Here is a 15,153-nt window from a genome sequence, read left to right as displayed (position 1 = left end):
TGAACACCTCCCAGCCTCCCCATGTCAGGGGAGGAAACCGGGTATTGTAACCTCACCCCTGACAAGGGGGAGTGCGGGGGCTGCTTTTGGTCTCATTCATCCGCGTTCATTGCCTCTTCAAACAGCCCCACCGTGTACCTGATCTGGGCTGCGATATCGTGGCTGTAGAGGTAGTCCCAGCCGACCCACTGCCAGGGGTGCTGCTCCGGCAACTGGTTTTCCACAGCCGGGTTCAGGGACGGGAACAGTCCCTTGTTGGTCAGGATCTCACCCACCTCCTTGCTGTAGAGGAAGTCGGCAATCGGCTGCAGCTTGGCTTGTTTCTCCTTCTTGGCCAGCATGAAGATCGGGCTGATGATGGCACCGTCTTCAGGCCAGACGATCTCCAGACTCTTGACCATGCCGGCCATCCGGCTGAAAAAGTAGGGGATGATCGTCACCGGCGGCTTTTCCTCTGCCACCCGCTGGGCATTCTTGATCATCTGGGCCGGATGCATCGACTTCAGCATGCAGCGTCCCAGCTTTCTCACTCCTTCGTCACCAAATTGCTTATGGATGGTGAGCAGGATGGCATTGAACAGGTCAAAATCCCCCACCGGCAGGGCCACCTTCTGCTCAAACTCCGGCTTGAGGATATCCGCCCAGGTACGGGGCACCGGCAGGTCCCCCAGTTCGTCATGGTTGACCATGAAGGCAGACGGCACCACTGAAATCAGACCATAGTGACCTTTGGGGTCTTTCAGCTCCAGGCCATCAAAACTGGTGTTAACCGGGCCGCCGGTCAGGTCGCTGAACAGCCCCTGATCCTTGAACTTGCCGATGGTACGGGGATCAAAAAAGGTCTCAAATCCGGCCGAGACAAAGATATCCGGCAACTGATCAGGGTCGGTAACCTTCTGGATATGTTCCTCCATCCAGTCAGACCCCAGCGAGGCCGCCTCAAACTTGTAGCTGACCGTGATGCCGCTCTCTTTGGTATACTGCTCGATAAAGCCGTTGAACCCTTCCAGCAGCGGCAGCCGTACCGGGCAGGGCAGCAGTCCGGAAATGGTGATCTCGCTCTGCTCCTGCTGGGTCTGTTTCATGGTGACATCCACCTGATTGCTCTTTTCATCGACCTTCTGCTGCAGGAGTCCCAGAAAATTGTCCAGGTCGTAGTTCTTGGTCAGGGCTGCCCGCTCCAGCTTCAAAAAGCCGCCAACACCGGCCAGCACCTTGGGGTCCTTCAGGTTTTCAAATCCATTGGCAACCAGCACCTCCAGCGTCTCCGGGTGCTGTTCCAGCAGTTCCTTAATGGTCATATCTTTGTGTAGCGCTTGTGTCTGCATACGGTACCTCCTTCAGAATGTGATCTGACTGTAACGCTGCCGGACAGAGATCACATTGACTGACATCAAGAAAACACAAAAAACGCAGTGCCCCTGTTTTTGATGTTGGTCAAGACAGAGCTAAAATTATGATGGTATGGTATATCTACTCCATTCCAACGCAACATCCCTTGCCTACCACAGCCGGGAAGAAAGGCAGACCACCATGACCACACTTGAAAGCCTGCTTGTGCAAACCGTGGAACAGTCCCAGGATGCGATCCTGATCGCTGACCGGCAAGGGACAATCCTTTTCTGGAATGCAGGGGCGGAGCGGATATTGGGCTATAGCTCCGCCGAGGCGATCGGCCGTTCACTGGACCTCTTCATACCGGAAAAGCTGCGGGGGCGGCACTGGGAAGGATACCACCGTGTCATGGCCAGCGGTGAGACCAAGTACAAAACCGGCCTGCTGTCATCGCCGGCTATCCGCCGGGACGGCAGCCAGGTATCACTGGAATTCAGCATGGTATTGTTGCATGATCAAGAAAATGCCATGCTGGGCTGCGCCTCGATCATGCGCGACGTAACCGAACGCTGGCAAAAGGAAAAAGAGCTAAAACAGCGGCTGTCGGCCTGCGAGGCTGGGCAGGGCAACGCCACGCTGACAACAACACGATCAGACTCTGACAGGGGTGTGTGACCTATGACAAAAAAACGGATTGTAATTGTCGGAATGGGATTTGGCGGCGTACACGCTGCCAAGACACTGGCCGGCAAAGGACATGACATTCTGCTGGTGGACCGCAACAACTATCATCTGTTCCAGCCGTTGCTGTATCAGGTGGCCACGGCAGGCCTGGAGCAGGAATCGATCGCCTATTCCGTGCGCGCCATGGCCCGTTCCTGGCCTGATATGCGTTTCAATCTGGCGGAAGTTACCGGAATCGACTTCTCCCGCAAGGAGATCCAGGTGGCCAACGGCCTGATTCCCTACGACTACCTGATCATCGGTGCCGGAAGCGCCACCAACTTCTTCGGTCTTGCAGCCGTTGAGCAGCACGCCTTTGATCTGAAGGAACTGGAAGATGCCGAAGTCCTGCGTAACCACATCCTGAGCGCCTTTGAGCGTGCTGTCGTTGAGCCTGATCCGGCCCGCAAACGGGCACTGATGAGCTTCGTGGTGGTGGGTGGCGGCCCGACCGGGGTTGAATTTGCCGGGGCACTGATTGAGCTGGTAAACTTTGTGCTGGCCAAGGACTACCCGGAACTGGGTATTCATACGGCCAGGGTGGTGCTGGTGGAGGCCACTGACCGGCTACTGGCGGCCATGCCGCAGGAACTGGGGATGTACACCCTGCAGAAGCTGCGCAGCATGTCGGTTGAGGTACTGCTGAATGCCCAGGTGGTTGATGTTGATGCAGAGAAGGTCACCCTCCATGACGGCGCGGTGATTCCGGCCCATACCCTGGTCTGGTCGGCAGGCGTCAAGGCAGCACCACTGGCTGCCAGACTGGAGGTTACCCATGCAGCAGGGGGCAGGATCGCGGTGGAACCGGATTTAACCCTGGCTGATCACCCGGAGGTCTTCGTCATTGGCGACATGGCCTGGTTGCAACAGGATGGCAAGGCACTCCCGATGATCGCCCAGGTTGCGATGCAGATGGGGATCTACGCGGCAAAGACGATCCTTGCAAAAGAGCAGGGCACTGCTCTGCCCCCCTTTCGCTACCATGACAAAGGCAGCATGGCAACCATTGGACGTAACGCTGCCGTGGCAAACGCCTTTGGCCTGCAGTTGAAGGGATACCTGGCCTGGCTGGCCTGGCTGCTGCTGCACCTGTACTACCTGATCGGCTTCCGTAACCGGATTGTCGTCTTGCTGAACTGGGTCTGGTATTACTGGTTCCATGAACGGCAGGTCCGGCTGATCACCAGGCGCACGTCGTCGGAATAACAGACACTCCCCCAAAGCCGATTAACTGCAAACCCTCCCCACCTCCCCTTTACAGGGGAGGTGTACAAACAAAGAAGAGGCAACAGTTCCCCCCTGCCAAGGGGGGATGGATTGAGGGGGGTTAATTTTTACGATTGATCCTTGAAATCGAAGCAGGATTACCCTTTGGGCATGAAGATGAAGAAGGTCAGAGCCAATGCAGCCAGTACCCACATCCCGCCGGAGACCTCACGGGCCCGGCCGGTGCAGAGCTTGATCAGGGGATAGGAAAACAGCCCGACCGTCATGCCGATCCCGATGTTGTAGGTAAAGATCATCAGGGTAACGGTCAGGAACGCCGGAATCAGCTCGGTAAAGTCGTCAAAGTCCAGCCGGGTAACGGCCTGGAGCATCAGGGCACCGATCACCACCAGGGCAATACCGGCGGCATAGCCCGGCACCATGGTAAAGAGCGGTGCAAAAAAGAGCGACAGGGCAAACAGTACCGCCACCACCAGGGCGGTAAAACCGGTACGTCCACCTGCGGCAATGCCGGTTGCTGATTCAATGTAAGCGCCGGTGGTGGTGGTCCCCAGCAGCGGGGCAAGGGTGGTGGCAACGGCATCGGCCAGCATCGGACGTTCGATCTCCGGCAGGTTACCGTCCTTATCCAGCAGGTCAGCCCGCATGGAAAGACCGATCAGGGTGCCGATGGTATCCAGAAAGGCCATCATAAAGACCACCAGCACCACCGGAAAGATACCGGGTTGCAGGGTGCCGGCAATATCAAGCTTCAGAAAAACCGGCTCCAGCGAGGGGGGCAGACTGACCAGCGATGCCGGCAGCTTCGTAAGCCCCAGCGCCACGGAACCGATGGTTGTGGCGACAATGCCGTACAGCAGTGCCCCGTTTACCTTCCTCGCCATCAGCACCACGCACAGCAGAAAGCCTGCCGCAGCCAACAGGACCGAACTCTGGGCAATGTTGCCCAGTCTGACCGGCGCCCCCGCCACCCCCAGTACCACCAGGCCGGTCTCATTCAGACCGATAAAGGCCAGGAACAGCCCAATCCCCACGGCGAAGGCAGCCTTCAGCGAGATCGGAATCGATTCAGCCAGCCACGACCGCACCTTCAGGACGGTCAGCAGGACAAAGGCCAGTCCGGCCCAGAAGACCGCCCCCAGCGCAATCTGCCAGGAATAGCCCATCCCCTTGACCACCACAAAGGCGATAAAGGCGTTTTCCCCCATGTAGGGGGCAATGGCAAAGGGCCGCTTGGCCCAGAAGGCCATTACCAGACACCCGATCACTGCGGCCAGAATGGTGGCTGTGATCTGGGCATCCTTGGGTATTCCGGCTGCCGCCAGGATGGAAGGGTTGACCACCATGATGTAGGCCATGGTCAGAAAGGTGGTGAGACCGGCCAGGGTCTCCTGGCGGTAGGAAGTGTTATACCGATTGAATTCAAAGAAGTTTTTCATAGCAACCCTTAGCGAGGAACGCGATAGTTTCGCAAGGTCAAGGCGTGCGAACGAGTGCCGCGGAGGCGTACATTGGTAGTACGTTGAGCAGGCACGAGTGAAGCACAACGTAGAAATTGCGGGAATAGCGCGTTCCTACAACCCCCTTACGGCGTAAATCCCCGGCGCATTCCGCCACATATCTTCGTAATCCAGACCATAGCCAAACACAAAGCGGTCCGGCAGCTCAAGGCCGGTGAAATCGGCACAGTAACCCGGCAGAACCTTGCGTTCATGCTGTTTCTCCACCAGCACGGCGGTCAGCACCTGCCGGGCGCCACGCCGGAGACACTCATCAACCAGCGCCTTGAGCGTAACCCCCTCATCAAGGATGTCATCCACCAGCAAAACGGTGCGCCCCTCGACATCGGCCTGAAACAACGCCTTCCATTCCAGATCGCCGCCGCTGGTTTCGTGGCCGTAGCGGGTGGCGTGCAGATAGCCGACCTCAAGCGGAAACGGGAGTCTGGTCAGCAGCTGTCCGCAGAAGATCAGGCCGCCGTTCATGACGCAAAAGACCATCGGTTTCTTTTTGCCGATACTGGCCGTAATTGCACCGGCCATCCGGTCAATGGCCGCCTCGACCGTTGCCCGGTCTGCCAGGCAATCTGCCTCTTCAAGTACCTTTAAGGCCTGATCATACTGCATGCCACTGTCCCCCCACCACCCTGATGATACCGGCGCTGTCCGGTACGGATACGATAGCATCAAATCCTGCGTCCGCAAGCAGCGTGGCCACATCCTTATCCTGACCAGCCCCGATCTCCAGCAGCAGCCAGCCGTTTGGCTCCAGATAGCGGGGAGCCTCTGCTGCCAGCACCCGATAGGCATCCAGGCCATCAGTACCGCCATCCAGGGCGAGCCGGGGTTCAAAATCACGGACCTCGGACTGCAGGGTCGCCAGATCGGCAGTGGTGATATAGGGTGGATTGGAAACGATCAGATCAAAGCGGCGTTGATTGACAGGCTGAAAAAACGAGCCCAGCAGAAACTCTATCCTGGCACCATGCTGTTCGGCATTACGCCGGGCAATGGCCAAGGCCTCGGGGGAGAGATCAACAGCCGTTACTGCCGCCTGGGGCAGGCGCTGGGCCAGGGCCACGGCGATACAGCCGGAACCGGTACCGATATCCAAAACCGTCTGGGCCCGGGGGGCCTGACGGAGCGCCTCGCCCAGCAGGGTTTCAGTGTCATGGCGGGGGATCAGGACATCTTTGGTGACGGCAAACTCAAGACCGTCAAACTCCTGGCTGCCGAGGATATATTGCAGCGGCTCACGCCTGCCGCGGCGGGCAACCATGCTGCGATAGGCGGTCAGCTCATCATCCTGCAGCGGCTTGTCGAAGTTCAGATAAAGTCCCATCCGGTCCAGGCCGGTGGCCTCGCACAGCAGCCACTCTGCCTCGCGGCGGGCATTCTCAACCCCCTTTTCAGCCAGGTAGCCAGTTGTCCAGGTCAGGACCTTAAGGGTGGTCCAGGTTTCGTCAGTTGCCTTCACTTTGGGCTTTAAGCGCTTCCATCTGGTAGTGTGCGCGCAGGGCATCGGTGATCTCTTCAATATCACCGGCCATAATTGAATCCAGCCGATAGAGGGTCAGGCCGATCCGATGGTCGGTCATCCTGCCCTGGGGAAAGTTGTAGGTACGGATCCGCTCGGAACGGTCACCGCTGCCCACCTGCTGCTTACGGTCAGCTGCCAGCTTGGCATTCTGCTCCTGCTGGATGTTGTCAAGGATACGGGTCTTAAGGACCTTCATCGCCTTGGCCCGGTTCTTGATCTGGCTGCGTTCCTCCTGGCAGGCCACGACAGTACCGGTGGGGATATGGGTAATCCGTACCGCCGAGTCAGTGGTGTTGACGTGCTGGCCACCGGCACCGGAAGAACGGTAGACGTCGATCTTGAGGTCGGCCGGGTTGATGTCGATATCCACATCCTCGGCCTCGGCCATGATCGCCACGGTGCAGGCAGAGGTGTGAATCCGCCCCTGGGCCTCGGTTTCCGGCACCCGCTGGACCCGGTGGGTGCCTGATTCGTACTTCAGTTTGGCATAGACATCCTGTCCCTCAATGGAGGCGATCACCTCTTTGTAGCCACCCCGCTCCGACTCCGAGCAGGAAAGCATCTCCACCTTCCAGCGGTTTTTCTCGGCAAAGCGGGAGTACATCCGGAACAGGTCACCACTGAAGAGGGCCGACTCATCACCGCCGGTTCCAGCCCGGATCTCCAGAATGACGTCCCGTGAATCATTGGGGTCCTTGGGCAGCAGCAGGATCTTGATCTCGGCATCAAGGCGTTCTTTTTCCTGGCCGAGGCGGCTGATCTCCTCTTCCGCCATCTCCTTCATCTCTGGATCCGACAGCAGTTCCTGATTCTCTTCCAGCTCCTCCAGCACCTTCTTGTAGCGGCGGAACGCCTCGATCAGCGGAGCCAGATCGGCGTGCTCGCGGGAGAGTTTGCGGAACTCCGGCTGGTTGGCAATTACGGTCGGATCAGACAGTAGCGACTCCAGCTCCTGAAAACGGATCTCTAAATCCTGTATCTTGTCAAACATCTGTTAATTCCTCACACAACAAGTCTGTCGTCGGCATAACCGCCGTTTTCATCCAGGGCCTCTTTGACCGAACGGATCGCCACCTCGATCTGATCATCATCCGGCTCACGGGTGGTCAGGCGCTGCAGGGCCAGACCGGGGGTGATCACCAGCTTCACCAGCGGATGCTGGTCATTCTTGGCGCTCCACTTCAGAAACTCATAGGAGATACCGGCAATCAGCGGCAACAGCACCACCCGCGACAGGGCCTTGTAGACAAAGGGCCACGCCTTGGGGATCAGAGAAAAAACAGCGATACTGACCAGCATCACGATCAGCAGAAAGCTGGTGCCGCAACGGGGATGCAGACGGCTGAAGGTTTTCACCCGCTCGACCGTCAGTTCAGCACCTGCCTCAAAGGCAAAGATCGTTTTATGCTCGGCGCCATGGTACTGGAAGACCCGCTGGATATCGTTCATGCGGGCAATCGACCAGATATAGACCAGGAAAATCACCACCCGGATCACCCCGTCCACCAGGTTAAAGACCACATTATGATCACCGATGACCGGCACCAGCAGCTTGGTCAGGTACAGGGGCAGGAAAAAGAACAGGGCGATCCCGAATCCGAAGGCCACCGCCATGGTGCCGGCCAGGGCCCAGGAGGTCAGCTCCTCTTTTTTCGTTTCGCCGCTTTCCTCATCGGTCTCTTCTTCAATCGCCTCATTAGCGGAAAAATTCAGGGCCTTGATCCCCAGGACCAGTGAAGTGAACAGAGCCACGGCACCGCGCAGGATCGGCAGCTTTACAATCGGATAGCGCTCCGACAGGGGCGGCATCTGCTCCCGCTTGACCACGATTTCACCGCTGGGACGTCTGACCGCAATGGCCATGGCGCGGGGGGCACGCATCATCACCCCTTCAAGTATGGCCTGACCACCGATATTAATTTTTTCCATTTAGCTGAGACTCCTGAACTGCTTACGCACCTGGGCCGTACGGCCACAGCAGAATTCACCTTCCGGACAAGGACCGGCAACGCAGCCGGGGCCGGCATCACGGAAAATGGTGGGGGCGGCCTGCTTGGCCAGCTTCAGCATCCCCACCGCCATGCTCCTGATCTCCCACTGGGCCCGTTCACAACAGCGCAGCCTGAAAAAATGCAGCAGTTCACGGGCATTCATGGTGATGATGATCTTGGTTTCAGTGGCATTGGGCAGCAGGTAGCGGGCATCCTCCGGTTGCAGCCCCATCTCCACCAGCTGCTTGTAGGCCTGATGCACCACACCAACCGTAAAATCAAAAATCCGTTTCGCCTCTTCATTGGCAGCGACCGAAGGAGGCAGTACGGCATCAAAACGCTCAACATGGGAGACATACCGCTGGGATTGCTGGGAATAGGAGGCCACCCGGTGACGTACCAGCTGGTGGGAGGTCACCCGTGAGATCCCTTCCACCCCGAAGGTAAAGGAGGCGTGTTCCAGAACGGAATGATGGCCCAGCGTCATGATCTTGTCGATAAACTGACGGATATCCCCGCTGCCGATCTTTTCCTTCAGTTCATTCAGCCCGGTGGGGGAATAACAGAGCCGGGCAGCCAGGGCAACGGTCCGTTCAGGTTCAGGGGTATGGTGCAGCAGTTCGATGTTCATAACTCCCCACTTGGTACCAGTTTCAGTTCAGGTGACCGCAGGCGTACTGCGAGTACGTTGAGAAGCCAACGAAGCGGACACCTTTGAGCAGGAATTGGCTTGGATACAAAAAGGGGGCTACGCCCGTAAGCGTACCCCCCCGGATAGGACACCATGCAAAGCTAGGCTTGACCGTAACGCTTCTTGAACCGCTCAACACGACCGGCAGTATCCACCAGTTTTTGCTTACCGGTGAAGAACGGGTGGCAGGCAGAGCAAATCTCGGTAAAGATTTCCTTGCGGGTGGAACGGGTCAGAAAACTGTTGCCACAGGCACACTTAACCGTCACTTCATTATACATCGGGTGGATTCCTTCTTTCATCTGCTACCTCCTGATAATTGCAGCTCGTTAATAAAGCTGTTCATTGGCGAAATTTTAGAATATCGGATTATCGTCACAAAACTCAAGATCTTTTTTCACTACTTACTCATTGAATCAATAAAATCCTGGTTGGTCTTGGTCTCAGAGAGCTTGTCCAGCAGGAATTCCATGGCATCAACCACATTCATCGGGTGCAGGATCTTGCGCAGGATCCAGATCCGGTTCAACATGGTCCGTTCTATCAACAGCTCTTCCTTGCGGGTACCGGACTTATTGATATCAATAGCCGGGAAGGTGCGTTTCTCCACCAGACGGCGATCCAGATGGACCTCCATGTTGCCGGTGCCCTTGAACTCCTCGAAGATCACCTCATCCATCTTGCTGCCGGTATCCACCAGGGCAGTGGCGATGATGGTCAGTGAACCGCCTTCCTCAATATTACGGGCCGCACCGAAAAAACGCTTCGGCTTCTGCAGGGCGTTGGCATCCACACCGCCGGTCAGGATCTTGCCGGAGGGAGGCAGCACGGTGTTGTAGGCGCGGGCCAGACGGGTAATCGAGTCCAGCAGGATCACGACATCCTTCTTGTGTTCCACCAGACGCTTGGCCTTTTCGATCACCATCTCGGCCACCTGGACGTGACGGGTGGCAGGCTCGTCAAAGGTGGAGGAGACCACCTCGCCATTGACCGAACGCTGCATATCCGTGACCTCTTCAGGACGTTCATCGATCAGCAGCACGATCAGGTAGACTTCGGGGTGATTGGCGGCAATCGAGTTGGCAATATTCTGAATCAACATGGTCTTGCCGGTCCGGGGCGGGGCCACAATCAGGCCACGCTGACCCTTGCCGATCGGCGAGACCAGCTCCATCACCCGCATGCCGTAATTATCCGGGGCGGTCTCGAGCTTCAGTTTTTCTTCCGGGTAGAGCGGTGTCAGGTTGTCAAAGAGGGTCTTATCCCGCCCGGCCTCAGGGGTCTCAAAGTTGATCGTTTCAACCTTCAGCAGGGCAAAGTAACGCTCACCCTCTTTGGGCGGCCTGATCTGACCGGAGACCGTATCACCGGTGCGCAGGTTAAAACGACGGATCTGGCTGGGGGAGACATAGATATCGTCCGGACCGGGCAGATAGTTATAGTCCGGGGCCCGCAGGAAGCCAAAACCGTCCTGCAGTATTTCCAGAACCCCCTCCCCATAGATGGAGCCGTTCTGCTCAGTCTGGGCGTTCAGGATGGCAAAGATCAAATCCTGCTTACGAAGCCCTGAAGCACCTTCAATACTCAGATCACGGGCAATACCATTCAGTTCGCTAATTTTTTTGTTCTTCAAGTCCTGGAGGTTCACGACAAGGATCTCCTGCGGGTGGGATACGACGTCATCAAGAAATGAGAGGACGGAGATGTTGGCATACGATTACTGGGATATTCAGGCAATGGCAAAGAATAAACTCACAAAAACCAGGGGTAGTATTGTATTCACGTGGAGGCCTTATACCAAATGCAAAGCCTTGGTTTAACTACTGTCGGGAAACTCTCTTTGGTTTGGAAATGAGCGCAGCAGGGTGGTTGCAACTGAAGTTTAATCACGATAGCCACAAGAACCAGAGGATGTCAACAGGAAAGTGACAATAAAAAGTGACCGATGAACAAGCACTTGCACTGATATCTGCTTGACCCCCTGTCGACGACAGGCTATAAAAACAACTTCAATCAACAAATCGTGCAATTCAAATTCACTACTTATTTCAGGCAGGTACCTTAGATGCTCGGACAACCGCTTCTTGATGCCATCGGCAACACCCCCCTGGTTCAGATCACCGCAATCAACCCCAACCCCCGTGTTCGTATTCTTGCAAAACTTGAAGGAAACAACCCGGGAGGCTCGATCAAGGACCGCCCTGCCCGCCAGATGATCCTGGCAGCCGAGGCCTCCGGAGAACTGACGGTTGACAAAACCATCCTCGAACCCACCTCCGGCAACACCGGGATCGCCCTGGCCATGATTGCAGCGGCCCGCGGCTACCGGATCAAGCTGGCCATGCCCGCCTGTGTCAGCATGGAGCGGCGCAGTGTGCTTGAGGCCTACGGCGCCGAGATCGTGCTTTCACCCGGCTGCGAGAAGACCGACGGGGCCATCCGGCTGGCCCACAAGATCTACGGTGAAGAACCGGGGCACTACTATATGCCCAATCAGTACGACAACCCCAACAACCCCCTGGCCCATGAACTGACCACCGGGCCTGAAATCCTGGCCCAGACCGGTGGCGACCTGACCCATTTCGTGGCCGGCATGGGTACCGGCGGCACCCTGATGGGAACTGGGGCCTGCCTCCGCAAGCAGGCCCCAGGCGTAGAGGTGATCGGGGTGGAGCCCAATCTGGGACATGCCATTCAAGGCCTCAAGAACATGCAGGAGGCGATTGTCCCGGCCATTTATCACGAGGACCAGCTGCACCGCAAGATCGTGATCGATGACGAGACCGCCTTTGAAACCTCCCGGCAACTGGCCTCCCACGAGGGGATCTTCTGCGGCATGTCCGGCGGAGCTGCCATGGCCGGCGCCTTCAAGCTGGCGCAAGAGCTTGCAAGCGGCACCATTGTGGTGATTATTCCTGACCGGGGCGATCGCTACCTGAGCACCAACCTGTTCAAATCAATGTGCGCCAACTGCCCGCCCTGACAGGGATTTAAAAAACGTTATCAGGAAGGCCGGATACACGGCGCACAGCGACCGAGACAGAACAAACAGTTAGGCGAGGAAGCGAGCACCGCGCAACACAGCAGACGGCCTCCGGAATAGTTTTTCAACGCCCTGTTAATCTTAGTTTCTTGACCGGCGCCCCCTGGCACTGGTATTTTGTACAACTTATTCCAATTCATCCTCACGGAGGTAGACCGTGACGTTTCAGAACCTGATCCTGTCGCTCCAAAATTACTGGGCAAACCAGGGCTGCGTGATTCAACAGCCCTATGATACTGAAAAAGGGGCCGGCACCTTCAACCCTGCCACCTTCCTGCGGGTACTGGGGCCGGAGCCCTGGAACGTGGCCTACGTAGAGCCCTCCCGCCGTCCGACCGATGGCCGCTATGGCGAGAACCCCAACCGCTTGCAGCATTACTACCAGTTTCAGGTCATCATGAAGCCGTCGCCGGCCAACATCCTGGATCTGTATCTTGATTCCCTGCGGGCCTTCGGGATCAACCCCAGCCAGCACGACATCCGCTTTGTCGAGGACGACTGGGAATCCCCCACCCTCGGCGCCTGGGGACTGGGCTGGGAGGTCTGGCTGGACGGCATGGAGATCACCCAGTTCACCTACTTCCAGCAGGCCGGCGGGATTGACCTGAAACCGGTCTCATCCGAGATCACCTACGGCTGTGAACGGATCGCCATGTACCTGCAGGGGGTTGACAACGTCTATGACCTGGAATGGGTCAAAGGGGTCAAATACGGTGACATCCACCACCAGACCGAGGTTGAATTCTCCACCTACAACTTTGAAGAGGCTGACGTGGCCCTGCTGCTGGAGCTGTTCGGCAAATACGAAAAGGAATGTATCAGGCTGGCAGAGAAGGACCTGGTCTTCCCGGCCTATGACTTTGTCATGAAATGCTCCCACACCTTCAACCTGCTGGATGCCCGTGGCGCGATCTCCGTTACCGAACGCGCCTCCTACATCGGCCGGGTACGCAACGTGGCCCGTCTCTGCGCTGAAGGCTATGTCCGCCAGCGCGAACGGCTGGGCTATCCGATGCTGAAAGGGGGGAACTAGACCATGTCCAAGGAACTGTTGCTTGAAATTGGTGCCGAGGAGATCCCGGCCGGATTCGTACCCAAGGCGCTTGCATCCCTTGAAGAGATGATCCGCAAAGAGCTTGAGACTGCCCGGCTCTGTTTTGATGCTATCGTGACCATGGGAACCCCGCGCCGCCTGACGCTGCATATCAAAGGACTGCCAACCATCCAGCCCGATGCCGAACTGACCGCCATGGGGCCGTCAAAGAAGGCTGCCTTTGATGCCGACGGCAAACCGACCAAGGCAGCCGAAGGGTTTGCCCGTGGCCAGGGGGTGGATGTCTCTGCCCTGCAGGTGATCAGCACCGACAAGGGTGAGTATCTTGCGGTTACCAAACAGGAAACCGGCCGTCCGACCCATGAGTTGCTGGCCGAGATCCTGCCCAGGCTGGTGGCCGGCATCCCGTTCAAGAAATCAATGCGCTGGGCAGATCTGGATATCCGTTTCGCCCGTCCGGTGCACTGGATTGTGGCCCTGTTCGACGGCATCGTGGTGCCGTTCAGTTTTGGCCCGATCCAGAGCGGCAACATCTCCCGCGGCCATCGCTTCATGGCCAACAGCACCTTTCCGGTGCGGGACTTTGCCCACTATCTGGATGAGTGCGAGCGTCATTTCGTCATCGTTGATCAGGAACGCCGCAAAGAGACCATCCGCAAGGAGACGCACCGGGTTGCCAAGACCACCGGCGGGCATCTGCTGCCGGATGAATCCTTGCTGGAAGAGGTCACCTATCTGGTGGAGTACCCCAGCGCCATTATCGGCAGCATCCCGGCCGAGTTCCTGGTGGTGCCCAAGGAGGTGCTGATCACCTCCATGCGTTCCCACCAGCGCTACTTCTCGGTGGTGGATGAAAACGGCAAGCTGCTGCCCTACTTCATTACCATCCCCAACACCCTGGCCGAAGATCCGGCGGTGGTGGTCAGGGGCAATGAACGCGTTTTGCGGGCCCGTCTGTCCGATGCCCGTTTCTTCTTTGACGAAGACCGCAAGCTGCGGCTTGAAAGCCGGGTCGAGTCGCTCAAAAGCGTCGTCTACCAGCAAAAACTGGGTACCTCCTTTGAGAAGATGGAGCGTTTCCGGGCCTTAGCGGAACAGCTGGCTGAACAGCTCAACCCTGCTGTCAAGCAACAGGCCGCACGGACAGCCTTCCTCTGCAAGGCCGATCTGGTTTCCGGCATGGTGGGCGAGTTCCCCGAGGTGCAGGGGATCATGGGACGTGAGTACGCCCTGCATGATGGTGAAGAACCGGCCGTGGCCAACGCGATTGCCGAACATTACCTGCCCACCCAGGCCGGTGGTGACCTGCCCGCCTCGGATATCGGCGCCTTTGTCTCGCTGGCCGACAAACTGGACACCCTTTGCGGCTGCTTTGGTGTCGGGCTGATCCCGACCGGCGCTGCCGACCCCTATGCCCTGCGCCGTGCCACCATCGGCATGATCAGCATCATTCTGGACAGGGGCTACAGCCTGTCATTATCCGGACTGATCGACAAATCACTTGAGTTGCTGGCCGCCAAGCTGACCCGTCCCCGTGACGAGGTACGCCATGATCTGCTGGAGTTTTTCCGGGGCCGTTTTGTCAACCTGCAGGGTAACGCCTATCCGGCTGACGTGGTTGAGGCGGCTATGGCTGCCGGGTTTGATGACCTGGCCGACTGCGCCGAACGGATCCGCGCCCTGGACACCTTCCGCCAGCGGGATGATTTCCAGCCGCTGACCGTGGCCTTCAAACGGGTCTGCAACATCATCAAGGAGGGGGTCGATGCCCCGGTTGCCCCGGCACTGTTCCAGGATGAAGCGGAGCATACCCTCTACCGGGTGCTGCAGGAAACCAAGCTCGCCGCCTCAGACAAGATTCAGCAACAGCAGTACCTGGAGGCACTCACCGACATAGCCGGTCTGAAATGGGCGGTGGACGCCTTCTTTGATGCGGTCATGGTCATGGCGGAGGATAGTGCCGTCCGCAACAACCGTCTGGCACTTTTGACCACCATCAACCGACTTTTCAGCAGGATTGCAGACTTTGGCAGATTGGCTGGCTAAACAT

Annotated in this window: 14 protein-coding genes; 5 read left to right on the top strand and 9 right to left on the bottom strand. The window is 57.6% G+C overall.

Annotated features, from left to right (window positions below; all coding sequences use genetic code 11):
- Positions 1 to 92: 92 nt before the first annotated feature.
- On the bottom strand, positions 93 to 1,328 hold the full coding sequence (locus tag FY034_RS04250) for an ABC transporter substrate-binding protein (RefSeq protein WP_265553982.1): 1,236 nt from the start codon (positions 1,326 to 1,328) through the stop codon (positions 93 to 95).
- Positions 1,329 to 1,533: 205 nt separating this feature from the next.
- On the opposite strand from FY034_RS04250, the gene FY034_RS04245 reads away from it, so the two are divergent.
- Both FY034_RS04245 and FY034_RS04240 read left to right on the top strand, forming a co-directional pair.
- Positions 1,534 to 2,010, top strand: a complete 477-nt coding sequence (locus FY034_RS04245) for a PAS domain-containing protein (RefSeq protein WP_265553981.1) — start codon at positions 1,534 to 1,536, stop codon at positions 2,008 to 2,010.
- Between the two features lie 3 nt (positions 2,011 to 2,013).
- A complete protein-coding gene (locus FY034_RS04240) occupies positions 2,014 to 3,264 on the top strand; it encodes an NAD(P)/FAD-dependent oxidoreductase (RefSeq protein WP_265553979.1) in 1,251 nt (416 codons plus the stop codon).
- A gap of 158 nt (positions 3,265 to 3,422) precedes the next feature.
- Here FY034_RS04240 and FY034_RS04235 read toward each other — a convergent pair whose 3' ends face one another.
- The 8 genes from FY034_RS04235 to rho all read right to left on the bottom strand — a co-directional run bounded on the left by FY034_RS04235 (position 3,423) and on the right by rho (position 10,654).
- On the bottom strand, positions 3,423 to 4,724 hold the full coding sequence (locus FY034_RS04235; protein ID WP_265553978.1) for an NCS2 family permease: 1,302 nt from the start codon (positions 4,722 to 4,724) through the stop codon (positions 3,423 to 3,425).
- A 135-nt stretch (positions 4,725 to 4,859) separates the two neighbouring features.
- The gene (locus FY034_RS04230) at positions 4,860 to 5,411 is read right to left on the bottom strand and encodes a hypoxanthine-guanine phosphoribosyltransferase (RefSeq protein ID WP_265553977.1); all 552 of its coding nucleotides are present in this window, start codon (positions 5,409 to 5,411) and stop codon (positions 4,860 to 4,862) included.
- Entirely contained in the window at positions 5,401 to 6,261 is an 861-nt protein-coding gene (prmC, locus tag FY034_RS04225; RefSeq protein WP_265553975.1) for a peptide chain release factor N(5)-glutamine methyltransferase, read from the bottom strand. The genes FY034_RS04230 and prmC overlap by 11 nt, the downstream gene beginning before the upstream one ends.
- Entirely contained in the window at positions 6,248 to 7,315 is a 1,068-nt protein-coding gene (gene prfA / locus FY034_RS04220; RefSeq protein WP_265553973.1) for a peptide chain release factor 1, read from the bottom strand. Before prfA ends, prmC begins: the two co-directional genes overlap by 14 nt.
- Before the next feature lie 11 nt (positions 7,316 to 7,326).
- Complete coding sequence (locus FY034_RS04215) at positions 7,327 to 8,253, bottom strand: DUF1385 domain-containing protein (protein WP_265553972.1); 927 nt, start codon at positions 8,251 to 8,253, stop codon at positions 7,327 to 7,329.
- Positions 8,254 to 8,946 (bottom strand): FAD-dependent thymidylate synthase, encoded by a 693-nt coding sequence (gene thyX, locus FY034_RS04210; protein WP_265553971.1) that lies wholly within the window; start codon positions 8,944 to 8,946, stop codon positions 8,254 to 8,256.
- A 161-nt stretch (positions 8,947 to 9,107) separates the two neighbouring features.
- A complete protein-coding gene (rpmE, locus tag FY034_RS04205) occupies positions 9,108 to 9,308 on the bottom strand; it encodes a 50S ribosomal protein L31 (RefSeq protein WP_012469099.1) in 201 nt (66 codons plus the stop codon).
- A gap of 98 nt (positions 9,309 to 9,406) precedes the next feature.
- On the bottom strand, positions 9,407 to 10,654 hold the full coding sequence (gene rho, locus FY034_RS04200) for a transcription termination factor Rho (RefSeq protein WP_012469098.1): 1,248 nt from the start codon (positions 10,652 to 10,654) through the stop codon (positions 9,407 to 9,409).
- 417 nt (positions 10,655 to 11,071) lie between these two features.
- Between rho and FY034_RS04195 the strand changes: the two genes are divergently transcribed.
- The 3 genes from FY034_RS04195 (at position 11,072) to glyS (ending at position 15,149) form a co-directional block, all read left to right on the top strand.
- Entirely contained in the window at positions 11,072 to 11,989 is a 918-nt protein-coding gene (locus FY034_RS04195; protein WP_265553970.1) for a PLP-dependent cysteine synthase family protein, read from the top strand.
- Positions 11,990 to 12,206: 217 nt separating this feature from the next.
- Entirely contained in the window at positions 12,207 to 13,082 is an 876-nt protein-coding gene (gene glyQ, locus FY034_RS04190) for a glycine--tRNA ligase subunit alpha (RefSeq protein ID WP_012469096.1), read from the top strand.
- 3 nt (positions 13,083 to 13,085) lie between these two features.
- Positions 13,086 to 15,149, top strand: a complete 2,064-nt coding sequence (gene glyS, locus FY034_RS04185; RefSeq protein ID WP_265553969.1) for a glycine--tRNA ligase subunit beta — start codon at positions 13,086 to 13,088, stop codon at positions 15,147 to 15,149.
- Positions 15,150 to 15,153 lie beyond the last annotated feature (4 nt).

Origin of the sequence: Trichlorobacter lovleyi (assembly GCF_015239775.1) — a bacterium.
Lineage (GTDB): Bacteria > Desulfobacterota > Desulfuromonadia > Geobacterales > Pseudopelobacteraceae > Trichlorobacter > Trichlorobacter lovleyi_B.
Note: the sequence above shows the minus strand (reverse complement) of the source record. Positions and strands in the feature narration are given on the sequence as shown.

Excerpts from the sequence above, each read along its gene's own strand:
- FY034_RS04250 (WP_265553982.1), bottom strand. The coding sequence starts at position 1,328 with ATGCAGACACAAGCGCTACACAAAGATATGACCATTAAGGAACTGCTG.
- FY034_RS04245 (WP_265553981.1), top strand. The coding sequence starts at position 1,534 with ATGACCACACTTGAAAGCCTGCTTGTGCAAACCGTGGAACAGTCCCAG.
- FY034_RS04240 (WP_265553979.1), top strand. The coding sequence starts at position 2,014 with ATGACAAAAAAACGGATTGTAATTGTCGGAATGGGATTTGGCGGCGTA.
- FY034_RS04235 (WP_265553978.1), bottom strand. The coding sequence starts at position 4,724 with ATGAAAAACTTCTTTGAATTCAATCGGTATAACACTTCCTACCGCCAG.
- FY034_RS04230 (WP_265553977.1), bottom strand. The coding sequence starts at position 5,411 with ATGCAGTATGATCAGGCCTTAAAGGTACTTGAAGAGGCAGATTGCCTG.
- prfA (WP_265553973.1), bottom strand. The coding sequence starts at position 7,315 with ATGTTTGACAAGATACAGGATTTAGAGATCCGTTTTCAGGAGCTGGAG.
- FY034_RS04215 (WP_265553972.1), bottom strand. The coding sequence starts at position 8,253 with ATGGAAAAAATTAATATCGGTGGTCAGGCCATACTTGAAGGGGTGATG.
- thyX (WP_265553971.1), bottom strand. The coding sequence starts at position 8,946 with ATGAACATCGAACTGCTGCACCATACCCCTGAACCTGAACGGACCGTT.
- rpmE (WP_012469099.1), bottom strand. The coding sequence starts at position 9,308 with ATGAAAGAAGGAATCCACCCGATGTATAATGAAGTGACGGTTAAGTGT.
- FY034_RS04195 (WP_265553970.1), top strand. The coding sequence starts at position 11,072 with ATGCTCGGACAACCGCTTCTTGATGCCATCGGCAACACCCCCCTGGTT.
- glyS (WP_265553969.1), top strand. The coding sequence starts at position 13,086 with ATGTCCAAGGAACTGTTGCTTGAAATTGGTGCCGAGGAGATCCCGGCC.